Source organism: Bartonella sp. AA2SXKL (assembly GCF_042197205.1).
In the GTDB taxonomy this organism is placed as follows: domain Bacteria; phylum Pseudomonadota; class Alphaproteobacteria; order Rhizobiales; family Rhizobiaceae; genus Bartonella.
On sequence record NZ_JBHIRN010000003.1, the window covers coordinates 249,133 to 263,892 of the forward strand.

The 14,760-nt window shown below is 38.1% G+C and carries 14 protein-coding genes; 11 read left to right on the forward strand and 3 right to left on the reverse strand.

Annotated features, from left to right (window positions below):
- Position 1 precedes the first annotated feature (1 nt).
- The 10 genes from ACFINS_RS03670 (at position 2) to ACFINS_RS03715 (ending at position 9,576) form a co-directional block, all read left to right on the forward strand.
- A complete protein-coding gene (locus ACFINS_RS03670) occupies positions 2–409 on the forward strand; it encodes a TM2 domain-containing protein (protein WP_375638115.1) in 408 nt (135 codons plus the stop codon).
- A gap of 368 nt (positions 410–777) precedes the next feature.
- Positions 778–1,188: a TM2 domain-containing protein gene (locus ACFINS_RS03675; protein ID WP_375620764.1), complete on the forward strand. Its 411-nt coding sequence runs from the start codon at positions 778–780 to the stop codon at positions 1,186–1,188.
- A 369-nt stretch (positions 1,189–1,557) separates the two neighbouring features.
- Complete coding sequence (locus ACFINS_RS03680) at positions 1,558–1,989, forward strand: hypothetical protein (RefSeq protein ID WP_375622161.1); 432 nt, start codon at positions 1,558–1,560, stop codon at positions 1,987–1,989.
- A gap of 182 nt (positions 1,990–2,171) precedes the next feature.
- On the forward strand, positions 2,172–2,483 hold the full coding sequence (locus ACFINS_RS03685) for a septum formation initiator family protein (protein WP_012754998.1): 312 nt from the start codon (positions 2,172–2,174) through the stop codon (positions 2,481–2,483).
- A 135-nt stretch (positions 2,484–2,618) separates the two neighbouring features.
- A complete protein-coding gene (pdhA, locus tag ACFINS_RS03690) occupies positions 2,619–3,659 on the forward strand; it encodes a pyruvate dehydrogenase (acetyl-transferring) E1 component subunit alpha (protein WP_375612901.1) in 1,041 nt (346 codons plus the stop codon).
- Between the two features lie 16 nt (positions 3,660–3,675).
- The gene (locus tag ACFINS_RS03695; protein WP_375705909.1) at positions 3,676–5,043 is read left to right on the forward strand and encodes a pyruvate dehydrogenase complex E1 component subunit beta; all 1,368 of its coding nucleotides are present in this window, start codon (positions 3,676–3,678) and stop codon (positions 5,041–5,043) included.
- Positions 5,044–5,057: 14 nt separating this feature from the next.
- A complete protein-coding gene (locus ACFINS_RS03700; RefSeq protein WP_375705910.1) occupies positions 5,058–6,401 on the forward strand; it encodes a pyruvate dehydrogenase complex dihydrolipoamide acetyltransferase in 1,344 nt (447 codons plus the stop codon).
- 220 nt (positions 6,402–6,621) lie between these two features.
- Positions 6,622–8,082, forward strand: coding sequence for a dihydrolipoyl dehydrogenase (gene lpdA / locus ACFINS_RS03705; protein WP_375630197.1), 1,461 nt, complete (start codon positions 6,622–6,624; stop codon positions 8,080–8,082).
- A 67-nt stretch (positions 8,083–8,149) separates the two neighbouring features.
- Positions 8,150–9,112, forward strand: a complete 963-nt coding sequence (gene lipA, locus ACFINS_RS03710) for a lipoyl synthase (RefSeq protein WP_375611273.1) — start codon at positions 8,150–8,152, stop codon at positions 9,110–9,112.
- Positions 9,113–9,114: 2 nt separating this feature from the next.
- Positions 9,115–9,576, forward strand: a complete 462-nt coding sequence (locus tag ACFINS_RS03715) for a type II toxin-antitoxin system RatA family toxin (RefSeq protein ID WP_273791149.1) — start codon at positions 9,115–9,117, stop codon at positions 9,574–9,576.
- Positions 9,577–10,175: 599 nt separating this feature from the next.
- Here ACFINS_RS03715 and ACFINS_RS03720 read toward each other — a convergent pair.
- The 3 genes from ACFINS_RS03720 to rirA are packed head-to-tail and all read right to left on the reverse strand — an operon-like array spanning position 10,176 to position 12,319.
- A complete protein-coding gene (locus ACFINS_RS03720) occupies positions 10,176–10,664 on the reverse strand; it encodes a CinA family protein (protein WP_375628982.1) in 489 nt (162 codons plus the stop codon).
- Positions 10,661–11,851, reverse strand: coding sequence for a bifunctional 2-C-methyl-D-erythritol 4-phosphate cytidylyltransferase/2-C-methyl-D-erythritol 2,4-cyclodiphosphate synthase (locus tag ACFINS_RS03725; RefSeq protein WP_375613044.1), 1,191 nt, complete (start codon positions 11,849–11,851; stop codon positions 10,661–10,663). The genes ACFINS_RS03720 and ACFINS_RS03725 overlap by 4 nt, the downstream gene beginning before the upstream one ends.
- A gap of 24 nt (positions 11,852–11,875) precedes the next feature.
- Complete coding sequence (rirA, locus tag ACFINS_RS03730; protein ID WP_375611276.1) at positions 11,876–12,319, reverse strand: iron-responsive transcriptional regulator RirA; 444 nt, start codon at positions 12,317–12,319, stop codon at positions 11,876–11,878.
- 172 nt (positions 12,320–12,491) lie between these two features.
- On the opposite strand from rirA, the gene ACFINS_RS03735 reads away from it, so the two are divergent.
- A complete protein-coding gene (locus ACFINS_RS03735) occupies positions 12,492–14,759 on the forward strand; it encodes an ATP-binding protein (protein ID WP_375611277.1) in 2,268 nt (755 codons plus the stop codon).
- Position 14,760: the final 1 nt, after the last annotated feature.

The window sequence follows — 14,760 nt, forward strand, 5'->3', positions numbered from 1 at the left end:
GATGAGAGGTATAATTATTAGTCAAGATCAAGGAAATTATCTCGTTTCGGGTGATGATGGTAAACGTTATCAGTTTGCGACTTGGGATTGGTTGGGAAAGAATCCACCAAGGATTGGTAATGCTGTTGATTTTGTCTGTGAAGGAGGTGTTGTCAGTTCTGTTTTCCCATTGTTGAGACCAGGTACAGAGAACACAAAGATAATGTTCGCACTGCTTTGTTGGGTTGCAGGTATCTTTGGTGTTCATCGCTTTATGGTTGGGAGAGTTCGGACGGGTACTTTAATGCTCGTTTTATCTTTATCATTGTTTGGATTGATGATTACCGGTATTTGGGCGATTGTTGATTTTATACTCATTATTGCTGGAAAATTTACGGATAAAGATGGGAATCAGATTACAGATTTGTGAAAAATTTACAATAAAAAGAAAATAATAAAGTTTACTTTTTATTTCGATCAATATATTAAGTTGCAATAATGCAAGATTATTGTACTCTATTTCTTTAATGTGAGATATTAAGAGAAATATGCACAGTTGAATAAAAGTATTGAAAAAGACTGTGCTATTTTATGTGGGTAAATCAACTAAGGTTGTTTTGTATTGCTGCTTATAGCAGCAGAAAGCGTTAGATCATTGGGGGGCAAAACTATTTTAATTTCATGTTTATCACGGCTGCTACAAATTTTATTTACGCCGTGAGGTTAATCAGCATATTATAAAAAGAAATAGTTTCTTTATGAATAACACATAAGGAGCAGCTTTATAGGTGGGCAAGGATGAAGGGTAAAATTATTGGTCAAGATCAAGGAGTTTATCTCGTTTCGGGAGGTGATGATAAGCGTTATCAATTTGAGGATTGGAATTGGTTAGGAAAAAAACCGCCGAGTATAGGGGATATTGTTGATTTTGTATATGAAGATAATGTTGTTAAATCTGTTCTCCCTCTCTTAAGTCAAAAAGAATCAGAGCAATCAAGATTAGGTCTGGCAGTTATTTGTTTTTTTTTGGGATGGTTGGGTATTCACCGCTTTATGGCTGGTAAAATTGGAACGGGTATCGTAATGCTTCTCATAAATGTAACAGGTATAGGAATTCTTATCAATATACTGTGGTCATTTATTGATTTTATAGTTATTTTATCTGGATATTTTAGAGATGCAGATGGCAATAAAATTACCAAGTTATAGCAACTCGACAAAATTTTAATATAAACAAATAATTTTATTTATATTTATCAATATATTAATTTAATAATGTAAGTTATTTTATTCTATGTCTTTAATGTTAAATATTAAATAAAATTATGAATATTTAAATAAAAATATTGAAAAAGAATGTACTATTTCATATAAAAAGCAAAAGTACAAATCGAACAGCGTGCTTTGTATTGCCACTTATAAATGCGGGAATTTTAAGTTGTTGGGGGATTTTAAGCTTTTTAAAATGTCGTATATCACGGTGAGTACAGATCGTATTCATGCCGTGAGGTTTATCCAACATATTATCATATTAGAAGAAAAGCTTCTTTATGCATAACAATTTTATAGGTGGTGAAGATGAAAGGTAAAATTATTAGTCAGGATCAAGGAAATTATTTCGTTTCAGGTGGTGATGGTAAGCGTTATCAGTTCTTGAGTAGGAATTGGTCAGGAAAAAAGCCACCAAAGGTTGGTGATATGGTTGATTTTGTCTGTGAAGGGGATACCATTAAGTCTGTTTTTCCTATCTTGTCAGCAGGGCAGCCACAACAATCAAAAATGTTGTTAGCGATCGTTTGCATGTGTTTTGGTGCATTGGGGATTCATCGTTTTATGGTTGGTAAAATTATAACAGGCATTGTAATGCTTCTTATAACTATACTAAGTACAATAGGTCTACTATTTATGGGGATAGGGCTTATAGGGATTATTTTTATAATTATACCTTGGGTATTGATTGATTTTATCCTTATTTTAACAGGAAATTTGGGGAAAAAATCTACAAATTAGAGGATATCCAATATTTGTAATAGAAAAAGTGGGGCATTCAACTTACTTTGATCGTATTAAGGGGGGGGTAAATTGAAATAACAAATTATTTTGGTGTAGATTTGGTAATGAGGTATTAATCAAAATCATGCATAGTTGGGCAAAATATCAAAAAATTTGTGCTGTAAAGACTGTGCTATTTTATGTGGACAAAGCAGAAACGTCGATCAATCAAAGTACGCTTTGTACTACCTCTTATGACGGTGGGAGTCTTAAGCTATTTCAGTTATCACATTTATCATGGTGAGTATGGATTGTATTCACGCAGTGAAGTTAATCAGCATATTAGCGAATTAGAAAAGGAGCTTCATAAAATAGAAGCTGAGCGGATATTCATGGAAAAGCGTATTTCTCTTTTACGCAATGGGCATATAGAAAAAGATATGTTGGATGAGTATGTCCGAAAGAATTTGAACTTTTCTAAGCCAAATGAATTGACAATCTTAATACCTTGAAATGATACCAAAGGTAAATGAAAAATCGCTTAATTTAAACAACAATCAGCAATGATATTGTTTAAGCCGATTGATAAGGCTTGTAACTTTTGTTCGTAAAGGTTATTCCTAAATAATCATAAAAGGGAGTTTAATATGGCAGAACGACTTAAAAAAAATTCTGCGTCGGCGGCGCGCACTGCATTATCAAGCACCACAAAGAAAGCACCAATAGCAGATTTTACAAAAGAAGAAGAAATTGATGCTTATCGTGAAATGCTTTTAATTCGCCGTTTTGAAGAAAAAGCAGGACAACTTTATGGTATGGGGCTTATTGGGGGATTTTGTCACCTTTATATTGGTCAGGAAGCCGTTGTTATAGGAACATTGAAAGCGGCAAAAGAAGGTGATCAGGTTATTACGTCTTACCGTGATCATGGACATATGTTAGCGGTTGGGATGAGTCCGCGTGGTGTCATGGCAGAATTAACGGGGCGCCAAGGTGGCTTTTCCAAAGGGAAAGGTGGCTCGATGCATATGTTCTCTAAAGAAAAGAACTTTTATGGGGGACATGGTATTGTTGGTGCGCAGGTTCCCATTGGTTCAGGTTTGGCATTTTCGAATCAGTACCTTGGTAAAGATAATGTGACATTGGTTTATTTTGGTGATGGTGCTGCAAATCAGGGGCAGGTTTACGAGAGTTTTAATATGGCTTCACTTTGGAAGCTTCCCGTTGTTTATATTATTGAAAACAATCAGTATGCTATGGGAACGTCAGTTTCACGTGCATCTGCAGAAACTGATTTTTCCCGACGTGGTCTTTCTTTTGAAATTCCAGGTATTGTTGTTGACGGTATGGATGTTCGATCAGTAAAAGGAGCTGCTGATAAAGCAATTTCTTGGGCACGCTCAGGTAAAGGACCGATCATTCTTGATATGCAGACCTATCGCTATCGTGGTCATTCCATGTCTGATCCAGCAAAATATCGTTCAAAGGAAGAAGTCCAAAAAATAAAAGAGGAGCACGATCCGATTGATCAAGTAAAAAGTCGGATTCTTAAAAAAAATTGGGCGAACGAAGACGATTTAAAATCTATTGAGAAAGAGGTACGTGCAATTGTTGCTGATGCGGTAGATTTTGCACAAAGTGATCAAGAGCCAGATGCTTCTGAGCTCTATACTGATATTTTAGTTTGATGCGAGGGAAGCAAGTATGTCTATTGATATTTTGATGCCGGCGCTTTCACCAACTATGGAAGAAGGTAAACTGTCTAAATGGCTCAAGAAAGAAGGTGATAAGGTTAGCTCTGGCGATGTTATTGCTGAAATTGAAACGGATAAGGCTACAATGGAAGTAGAGTCCGTTGATGAAGGTACTCTTGGTAAAATTTTTGTGCCTGAAGGTTCAGAAGGCGTAAGGGTTAACACTGTTATTGCAATTTTGTTAGAAGAAGGTGAGCGTGCTGAGGATATTTCGCAACCTACTGATACAGCACAAAAAACTAAGGAATCTGCTCTTTCTCTGCCTTTGTCAGTTCCGCAGGCTGCTCCTACTTTTGATACATCTCTTAATTTTGATATTCCAGCGGGAACACAAATGGTTACAATGACAGTTCGTGAAGCACTTAATCAGGCTTTGGCTGAGGAAATGCGGCGTGATGAAAAAGTTTTTCTCATGGGGGAAGAGGTCGCGCAATATCAAGGTGCCTATAAGGTTAGTCAAGGTTTGTTGGAAGAATTCGGAGAACGCCGAGTTATTGATACCCCCATTACAGAGCACGGTTTTGCTGGGCTGGCTGTCGGGGCTGCTTTTGGTGGGTTACGTCCTATTGTCGAGTTTATGACATTTAATTTTGCGATGCAGGCGATGGATCAAATTATTAACTCAGCAGCCAAAACACGTTATATGTCTGGTGGACAAATGACCGCTCCTATGGTTTTCCGAGGTCCCAATGGCGCGGCTGCCCGTGTTGGTGCTCAACATTCTCAATGTTATGCTGCATGGTATAGTCATGTACCAGGTCTGAAAGTTGTCATGCCTTATAGTGCTGCAGATGCGAAAGGTTTGCTGAAATCTGCTATTCGTGATGATAATCCTGTTATTTTCCTTGAAAATGAGATTTTGTATGGGCATCAATTTGATGTTCCTCAACTGGATGATTTTCTTTTGCCTATTGGTAAGGCACGTATTCATAAGTCTGGACAAGATGTGACGATTGTTGCATGTGGAATTGGGATGCATTATGCTGTTCAAGCGTTACCAGAAATTGAAAAACTTGGTATTGATGTTGAATTGATTGATTTACGAACCATTCGCCCGATGGATCTTCCAACAATTCTTTCGTCAGTTAAAAAAACAGGTCGTTTGGTAACAATTGAAGAGGGATTTCCTCAGTCATCTGTGGGAACTGAAATAGCAACGCGTGTTATGCAGCGGGCTTTTGACTATCTTGATGCGCCAATTGCTACGATTTCTGGCAAAGATGTTCCGATGCCTTATGCCGCTAATCTTGAGAAGTTGGCTTTGCCTAATACTGCTGAAATTATTGAGGCCGTTAAGGCTGTGACATACAGAGCATAACGGAGGAAAGCATAATGCCCATTAAAATTACAATGCCAGCGCTTTCCCCTACGATGGAAGAGGGAAATTTAACAAAATGGAATATTAAGGAGGGAGATAAGGTTTCCTCTGGTGATGTTATTGCTGAAATTGAGACGGATAAAGCGACAATGGAAGTCGAAGCCGTTGATGAAGGTAGGGTTGCTAAAATTGTTGTTCCTGCTGGAACACAAGGCGTTAAAGTAAATGCTTTAATTGTTGTTTTAGCAGAAGAAGGTGAAGATTTAGCTGAAGCTGCAAAAGTTGCAGAAGAAATCTCTTCTTCTACAAGACAAAAACCAGAGGGCATCAAACAGACAGATTCTCTGAAACAGACGGACTCAAAGGGAATAAAAATGTCTCATGAATCATCAACTGGGCAATTAATACAGCAAGATAAAAAGGAAGCTCGTCTTTTTGCCTCTCCCTTAGCGCGGCGATTAGCATCTCAGGCAGGTCTTGATTTATCCCTTATTTCTGGAAGTGGTCCGCATGGGCGCATTATTAAGCGCGATGTAGAAAAAGCTGTGAGCAGCGATATGTCTAAAGTGTCTTATTCATCATCGATAGGGGAGCTAATAGCTACAGGTGCTTCGGACAAACAGATATTGAAACTCTTCAAAGAGGATGAATATAGCTTCGCTCCCCATAATAATATGCGTAAAACAATCGCGACACGTTTGGTGGAATCAAAACAGAGAGTCCCACATTTCTATGTAACGGTAGATTGTGAACTTGATGCGCTATTAGCACTGCGTACACAACTAAATGCTGCTGCTCCAATGGTTAAGGGGCAGGAAGAAACTCAGCCTACTTATAAGCTTTCTGTTAATGATATGGTTATCAAAGCTGTCGCACTTTCTTTGAAAGCGGTTCCTGATGCGAATGTTTCTTGGCTTGAAGGCGGGATGCTTCATCATAAACATTGTGATGTTGGGGTTGCTGTTTCTATTCCCAATGGATTAATTACACCGATTATTCGCTATGCAGAGAAAAAGCCGTTATCACTTATTTCCAAAGAGATGAAGGATTTTGCAAAGCGTGCGCGCGAGGGCAAATTAAAAATGGAAGAATATCAGGGTGGAACAACAGCTGTATCAAATATGGGGATGTATGGTATAAAAAGTTTTTCGGCTATTCTTAATCCACCGCATGCGACGATTTTTGCGATTGGTGCAGGGGAGCAACGCGCCGTTGTTAAAAATGGTGCATTAGTTGTTGCGACAGTTATGTCAGTTACGCTTTCTGCGGATCATCGTGCTGTCGATGGTGCTTTAGCAGCAGAGCTCGCGCGGACTTTTAAGAAGATGATTGAAAATCCATTAGCAATGTTGGTTTGAACTGTTTAACAGTTCTTCACGTAAATTGTGAGAAAGCGTGTTAAGAGAATAGAAACAAATTTAAAGAGTTTAAAGAGCAATGTTATTGCTATTTCTGGTTTGGGTAAAGCATTTACGTGAAGCTTAAAGCAAAGACATAAGATAATTCTCTCATGTTGTTTTACAGTCTTAAGTTCAAAAAATGCATATCCGTTTTTTATATATCCATGGAGGAATTACTGTGGCAAATCTTTATGATGTAATTGTGATTGGATCAGGTCCAGGCGGATATGTAACCGCAATTCGTGCAGCACAATGTGGCTTTAAGACTGCGATTGTTGAACGTGAACATTTGGGAGGGATCTGTTTAAATTGGGGATGTATTCCAACAAAGGCCCTTCTACGTTCAGCGGAAATGAAACATTTTGCTGAACATGCGACAAATTATGGATTAAAAATTAATGGTTCAATTGAGGCAAACATCAAAGATGTTGTGGCACGTTCACGGGGTGTTTCAGCACGTTTAAATGCTGGTGTTGGTTTTTTAATGAAAAAAAACAAAATTGATATTATCTGGGGTGAAGCAAAGCTTACTAAAGAAGCAAAGGGAAGCCTTCCTGCGGAAATTATGGTTTCTTCATCCTCCAAACCGATTATGCAACCGCAAAATCCAGTCCCTAAAGGGACGTTAGGGGAGGGAACTTATCAAGCAAAGCATATCATTATTGCAACGGGCGCACGTCCTCGTGTCCTTCCTGGTATTGAGCCAGATGGAAAACTCATTTGGACTTATTTTGAAGCTATGATACCGCCAGCAATGCCAAAATCGCTTTTGGTTATAGGGTCTGGAGCTATTGGCATTGAATTTGCTTCTTTTTATCATGATATGGGGGCGACAGTAACTGTTGTTGAAATGATGCCCCATATCATGCCTGCTGAAGATATTGAAATTTCAACGTTTGCTCGTAAACAGTTAGAGAAAAAAGGTTTACGTATTCTTCGTCAAGCAAAAGTAACAAAGGTTGAAAAATCTTCCGATTCTGTAAGTGTACATATTGATGTTCAAGGTAAAATAGAGTCAATGACTGTTGACCGGTTGATTTCTGCTGTTGGGGTGCAAGGTAATATTGAGAATCTTGGTTTAGAAGCTTTGGGAATAAAAACTGATCGCGGCTGCATTGTAACTGATGAATGGAGTTGGACGGGGGTGGGAGGTATTTATGCTATTGGTGATGTAGCAGGCCCTCCTATGTTGGCCCATAAAGCAGAAGAAGAAGGTGTGATATGTATTGAGCATCTTGCAGGTTTGAAAAGCGCTCATCCACTTGATAAAAGAAAAATTCCAGGGTGTACATATTGTACACCACAGGTTGCCTCTGTAGGGCTTTCAGAAGCGGCAGCAAAAGAAGCAGGTTATGATATACGTATTGGTCGTTATTCTTTTGCTGCGAATGGTAAGGCGATTGCTTTGGGTGAAGATCAGGGGTTAGTAAAAACGATTTTTGATAAAAAAACAGGACAGCTTCTCGGGGCCCATATGGTAGGGGCTGAGGTAACAGAATTGATACAGGGTTTTGTTATTGCTATGAATCTTGAAACAACAGAAGAAGAATTAATGCATACTGTCTTTCCACATCCGACCTTATCGGAAATGATGAAAGAAAGTGTATTAGATGCTTATGGTCAAGTTTTAAACGCTTGATGACTGGATTGTATGAAAAATTTTATATTTTTGATTGTTACTTCGTATTTATAAGGCAAAGGCTTAAATGGTTACGGTTGTTGATAGAGTTGCAAATAGACGATTGCGTCATCCTGAAAAGGCACATCGTCCTGATACAAGCGTTCAAAAAAAGCCAGATTGGATTCGTGTAAAAGCGCCAACATCACCAATTTATAAGGAAACACATGGTATTGTACGTACGCATAAGCTAGTGACTGTATGTGAAGAAGCTGGTTGTCCTAATATTGGCGAATGTTGGAGCCAGAGGCATGCTAGCTTTATGATTTTAGGTGAAATATGTACGCGTGCTTGTGCTTTTTGTAACGTTGCAACAGGTATTCCACTTGCCGTTGATGATAATGAGCCAGAACGTGTCGCTGATGCTGTTGCACGGATGGAATTAAAACATGTTGTCATTACATCTGTTGATCGTGATGATCTTGCTGATGGTGGTGCTGAGCATTTTGCAAAAGTTATTTATGCGATTCGTCAAAAAACTCCTAAAACAACAATTGAAGTTCTTACACCTGATTTTCGTCATAAGGATGGCGCTTTAGAAGTTGTTGTTGCTGCTAAGCCTGATGTTTTTAATCATAACTTAGAAACAGTTCCTTCTAAATATTTGAAGGTCCGTCCAGGGGCACGTTATTTTCATTCAATTCGTTTATTACAACGTGTTAAAGAACTTGATCCAACAATTTTTACAAAATCGGGAATTATGGTTGGCCTTGGGGAGGAGCGAAATGAAGTTTTGCAATTGATGGATGATTTGCGCGCTGCTGATGTTGACTTTATGACAATTGGACAATATTTGCAGCCTACACGAAAACATCATCCAGTTGTTCGTTTTGTGCCTCCTGAAGAATTTGAGTCTTTTGCCAAGATTGGTAAAGTAAAAGGATTTTTACATATGGCCTCCAATCCTCTAACGCGTTCATCTCATCATGCTGGAGATGATTTTGCCATTTTGCAAAAAGCGCGTGATGAAAAATTTTCCTTACAGAGATAATTATGCCGATTTTTACAATACATCGGCAGATCACCCATAGTGCCAGTGAAATGTTTGATCTGGTTTCAGATATTGAGCGTTATCCTGAATTTTTACCAATGTGTGAGTCTTTAATAATACGTTCTCGAAAAGAATATGGAAAAAAAATATTGCTTCTTGCGGATATGACCGTTGGCTATAAGATTATTCGTGAAACTTTTACGACTCAAGTATTTCTTCAGCCGGAAAAAAGTCTTATAGAAGTTAAATATATTGATGGTCCATTCAAATATCTTGAAAATCGTTGGGCCTTTCATGATATTGAAAATACCAATGCATGTAATGTAGAGTTTTTTATTGATTATGAATTTAAAAGTAAAACGCTTGGATTAGTGATGGGCTCAATGTTTGATATTGCGTTTCGTAAATTTACCGAGGCTTTTGAGAAGCGTGCGCATCAGATTTATGGCTCTACGGTAACATAGTCTATTCTGTTATTTTTTAACAATACCTATTGCTTAAACAGCGTGAAGGTGAAAACCGGTTTCCATCTTTACTATTTGTTTTTAATTCAGCTTTCAAAAGTATATTGAGGGAATATCATTTTAAATGATGAAGATGATGCACAGTTTCATGCTTTTGTTTCTCTCTTTTTTAATGGATGCACACTCGTTAAACAAAACGCCCAAATAGAACATGCTTGCGTCATACCCATTTCATAATAGTGCTCATAATAAATAGTATAGATTCTCGTAAAAGTATATAAAATCTACATCTGTACACTTATGAAGAAGTTCTCCTGTATCATTTATTTGCCATCTCTCAAGATGTTGTACCAGCTCTTAGCACTTGAGAGAGAGGTACAAGTTTCCCTTTCATTAATCATTTTATTTATACAGTTTTTTCTCTTGTGGCGTGTAAGTGAATAAATTTGATTAATTCAACCTACACAGGACTAAAGTGAGATAATTTTAGGCTAGTCAGATCGTTCATTTTCAAGTTGTGATACAATAAAATTTTTTCAAGATGTTGACGATTATAGACTCGATGGGGAATAAAGAATTTTGAAATTAGTATGGGGAATTCAGTGAAGCAATTCCAGAATCATTTTAAAAGCATTTTCAACAGTTGCATGGCGGATAGCATTGCGATTAAGATGAGCAAAGTGCATTTCTTTGTGCAGGGGGGAGTGGTTTTTATAAGCTACTGCGCAATGCACAAGTCCTACAGGTTTATCAAGACTTGCACCTCCTGGACCAGCAATTCCTGTTACAGAAACTGCAATGTCAGCTTGTGAATGTTTTAATCCACCCTCAGCCATTGCAAGAGCAACTTCTTTTGAAACGGCACCATAGGTTTTTATAAGTTCAGCACAAACGCCAACAAGGCGTGTTTTAGATTCATTTGAATAAACAACAAATCCACAATCGAGAACATCTGACGATCCTGCTATATTTGTGAGGCATGCAGCAATGAGTCCCCCTGTACAAGACTCTACAGTTGTTAACAGCAAACCTTTTTGGCGAAAGGTATTAAGAACTTCATGTGCTTGTTTTTCACAAAGATATGTCATTGGGGAATTTCTCCTGAATAAAGGACGCTCACTGTTGCAAGAGCAGCAATTCCCTCACCACGACCAATAAATCCAAGCCTTTCATTTGTTGTTGCTTTGATAGAGATACGATCAGGTGTTATTGCAAGTATTGTTATAAGATTTTCTGTCATGGCATGACGATATGGACTAATTTTAGGATTTTCAGCGATAATTGTGATATCAACATTGGCGATACGACCACCTGCTTGTTTTATAATATCAAGAGCATGACGGAGAAAAATTTCTGATGATACATTTTTCCATTGAGGATCAGAGGGAGGAAAATGTGTACCGATATCTCCAGCACCTTGAGTTGCAAGAAGGGCATCTGTTAATGCATGAAGAGCAACATCCGCATCGGAGTGTCCATTTAATTTTTTATGAAAAGGGATTTTTATACCACATAATATAAGAAAATCACCATCCTCAAAAGAGTGAACATCATAACCATTGCCGGTACGAATATCAGGAAATATTTGCATTTTCTTTTGGAGATATAAATGTGCAGTATTAAAATCTTCATGCCATGTAATTTTTATGTTGTTAGGATCTCCAGGAACGGTACGCATAGGAATTCCAAACCATTCGGCAATTGCAGAATCGTCAGTGAATTCTTGTTTGCAAGCTTGTTTTGCTTGTTTATGGGCCGCTAAGATATGTTCAAAGGGAAAACACTGTGGAGTTTGTGCACTATAAAGATGGGTACGGGGAATTGTTTCTAAAACATGCTGATTATTTATACGTTTAAGGGTATCAGAGATGGGCAGAACAGGAAGAACACCTTCTTGAGGCGTGATAGTGTTGTGAATGTTATTAAGAAGCTTGTTTTCGATAAAAGGGCGTGCACCATCATGAATATGCACATATTGGGGGGCAAATTTTTTGAGTGCCTGAAGTCCATATAAGGTAGAGATTTGACGTGTATTGCCTCCTTCAACGATAATAAGGCGCTCTTTAAAATCGTCAATAGCTTGTTCACAGATTTGACGATCTTCTGGATGAATAACAAGAATAATTGTTGTGATAGCTGGATGCTGCAAAAAACAATGCACGGTATGATAAATAATTGGCTTTTGTCCTAGAAGCCGATATTGTTTTGGAATTTTATGGGGAGATCCTGCTCTTTCACCCCGTCCAGCGGCTAATATTATTGCTGCAATAGAAATACTTAATCTCCTTGTATTATAATCTTAGTTTGCTTTTTTGTCATTAATTTTAAAATGATTTTGAAAGGATGGTTGTTGTAGATCAGCAAGGGATATCACGGATAACACCTCAAAAAAAGCATTTAATGCTTTTTGAAGTGCGGTATTTAAACCACAAAAATCAAACAAGGGGCAAGTTGGTTCTGCAGTATCGAAACATTCTGCGAGGGAAAAGTTGTCTTCTGTTACTTTCACAACATCCGCGACTGAAATTTCTGCTGCGGGTTTAGCCAATCTAACTCCACCATTGCGTCCACGCACTGTTTGTATAAAACCTGCTTGAACAAGCAGCTGAAGGATTTTAAATAAAAAAAGCTCTGAAACGGCATATGCTTTAGCAATTTCTGGAACACGACTGAGAGTTCCCTGATTATCTGCACAATACATAAGCATTCGAAGAGCATAATTTGTTTGTTTTGTTAATCGCATCTCATTTCCTTCGTAAAGTATCGTCGAACACAGTCTATTTTAAAGATATTTTGCAAAATGTAGAAGTTTTTTCTCGTTGACTATATTTGCCTATTTTAAATGTAGTATTAGTATTGTCAATTTTTGCTACAAAAGGTTATATGAGAATAATGGGATAAGGGTATGTAAGCTCATGACGAATATAACATCTGTGACGAATCTTCAAGACATAGATAAAAATACTTATAACGATGAGTTGTATCGTTTAAGTAAGGTATATATTTTTTTAGGGATTACAATTATTGTATTGGCTTTACTTACGGCCTCTGTTTCATTTATTATTCTTATTGGATTAACTCCTGTTGTTCCCAGTAGAACAGTAACCCTTATTCTTATAGGAATTAATAGTTTTTGGGTTTTAGGGCTTATTGTCATCGTTTTTTATGAGATGATACCGATCATTCGTGCTTGGCGTTCAAGGCGTGCAGGATCGCGTCTTCATGTGCGCCTTATTTCATTGTTTGCACTTGTTGCGACAATGCCAGCTGTTGCTGTAGCTCTTGTATCGGGTCCAGCACTAAATTTGGGACTTGATCGATGGTTTGATACAACAACGCGGCAAATTGTGGGCTCTTCTATTGATTTAGCAAATGCTTATGCAGATGAAATGCTCCAAAATTTAAAAAATTTATCCTACGCGATGGCATTTGCACTTGATAACAAAAAACTCTTAGAACGTAATCCAGCTGAATATAGGATGCAATTGACGCGTCATGCTCTAGGACGCAATTTGCGTGGTGCATTTTTGTTAAGTTCTAGTGGAGCTATTTTTGTATCGAGTGCTCTTGGTGATGAAGATAAACTGCCAATTCCTCCTTCTCATCTTATTGAACGAGCAACCAGTGCGAGACCTTTTTCTTTTCAACCAGGCGTTCATGATTATTTTGGTATTATTTTAAAATTTACCAATATTCCAAACACATTTTTATATTTGGTGCGTGACGTTGATAAAGGTGTTTTATCTGCTTTGCGTTTGACAGAAGTTAATACAGATCGTTATCGTGATTTAAATGAGAATCGCCTGCTGACACAGATTGCATTTGGTATGCTTTATTTGTGTCTTTTTTTTAGTTTATTCTTATCAGCCATTTGGGCTGCTATTGCTGTTGCTGATCGCTTAGTACGTCCTATTCGTCTTCTCATTAGTGCTGCCGATGATGTTGCTTCTGGAAATATGGAAATTTTCGTGCCAGTACGAGCAAAAGATGGAGATATTGGGCAATTATCCAAAACTTTTAATTACATGGTCAGTGAATTGAAAAGTCGGCGTAATGAATTGATTGCAGTGCGTGATCAAATTGATGAAAGACGGCGTTTTTCTGAAGCTGTGTTATCGGGTGTAACAGCGGGAGTAGCAGGTATAGATGATAATGGTGATATCACCATTATCAATCGGTCTATTGAAGCGATGTTTGATATTCGCTCAGAGCGCGTTGTTGGAAAAAGTCTTTTATCTTTAAGCGCTGAAATTTGGCAGGTTTTTCAGTTTGTGCGTTCATTGGATCGTAAAAACCATCGTGAGCAGGTCACTTTAAACGTTGCAGGAAAAGAGCGTGTCTGTAATGTCCAAGTTACGATGGAGGAGGATGATGGACAAGGGCAATCTTGGGTTCTAACAATTGATGATATTACAGACCTTGTTGCAGCGCAACGTACAGCGGCGTGGGCGGATATTGCGCGGCGTATTGCACACGAAATTAAAAATCCTCTTACACCTATTCAGTTATCCGCTGAACGCATTCGTAAACGTTATAACAAAGCTATTACACAAGATAGAGAGGTCTTTGAGCGGTGTATTGACACAATTATTCGGCAGGTTGGAGATATTGGGCGTATGGTTGATGAGTTTTCCTCTTTTGCACGTATGCCCAAACCCAAAATGCATATTTTAGATATACGAGAATTGTTGCGCGAAGCATGTTTCTTGATAGAGGTGACGCGACATGATATTCATTTTGAGCAAGATTTAGGAACTCTACCACTTATGGGTGCATTTGATAACCGTCTCATTGTACAGGCTTTTTGCAATGTTATCAAAAACGCGAGCGAATCCATAGATTCAGTTATGCGAGAGGAAAATATTCACGGTCATATTCTTATCCGTTCTTATCGTCAGGAAGAATGGGTGGTTGTGGATGTTGTTGATAACGGGAAAGGACTTCCTAAAGAGCAAAGACAAAAGTTATTAGAACCCTATATAACAACGCGGGAAAAAGGAACAGGGCTGGGGTTAGCTATTGTGCGCAAAGTTATTGAAGATCACGGTGGTTTCATGGAGCTTCATGATGCACCGGAGAGTTTTTATGAAGGTCGTGGTGCGATGATCCGTTTGATATTTCCAGCGGATGGGGGTAAGCAGGGTAATATTATACAAGCCATAAATCATAAGATAGGGGAATAGT

What these genes read in the sequence shown, in the direction of transcription:
- ACFINS_RS03670 (WP_375638115.1), top strand. Translation starts at nt 2, where the DNA reads ATGAGAGGTATAATTATTAGTCAAGATCAAGGAAATTATCTCGTTTCG.
- ACFINS_RS03675 (WP_375620764.1), top strand. Translation starts at nt 778, where the DNA reads ATGAAGGGTAAAATTATTGGTCAAGATCAAGGAGTTTATCTCGTTTCG.
- ACFINS_RS03680 (WP_375622161.1), top strand. Translation starts at nt 1,558, where the DNA reads ATGAAAGGTAAAATTATTAGTCAGGATCAAGGAAATTATTTCGTTTCA.
- ACFINS_RS03685 (WP_012754998.1), top strand. Translation starts at nt 2,172, where the DNA reads ATGTGGACAAAGCAGAAACGTCGATCAATCAAAGTACGCTTTGTACTA.
- pdhA (WP_375612901.1), top strand. Translation starts at nt 2,619, where the DNA reads ATGGCAGAACGACTTAAAAAAAATTCTGCGTCGGCGGCGCGCACTGCA.
- ACFINS_RS03695 (WP_375705909.1), top strand. Translation starts at nt 3,676, where the DNA reads ATGTCTATTGATATTTTGATGCCGGCGCTTTCACCAACTATGGAAGAA.
- ACFINS_RS03700 (WP_375705910.1), top strand. Translation starts at nt 5,058, where the DNA reads ATGCCCATTAAAATTACAATGCCAGCGCTTTCCCCTACGATGGAAGAG.
- lipA (WP_375611273.1), top strand. Translation starts at nt 8,150, where the DNA reads ATGGTTACGGTTGTTGATAGAGTTGCAAATAGACGATTGCGTCATCCT.
- ACFINS_RS03715 (WP_273791149.1), top strand. Translation starts at nt 9,115, where the DNA reads ATGCCGATTTTTACAATACATCGGCAGATCACCCATAGTGCCAGTGAA.
- ACFINS_RS03720 (WP_375628982.1), bottom strand. Translation starts at nt 10,664, where the DNA reads ATGACATATCTTTGTGAAAAACAAGCACATGAAGTTCTTAATACCTTT.
- rirA (WP_375611276.1), bottom strand. Translation starts at nt 12,319, where the DNA reads ATGCGATTAACAAAACAAACAAATTATGCTCTTCGAATGCTTATGTAT.
- ACFINS_RS03735 (WP_375611277.1), top strand. Translation starts at nt 12,492, where the DNA reads ATGACGAATATAACATCTGTGACGAATCTTCAAGACATAGATAAAAAT.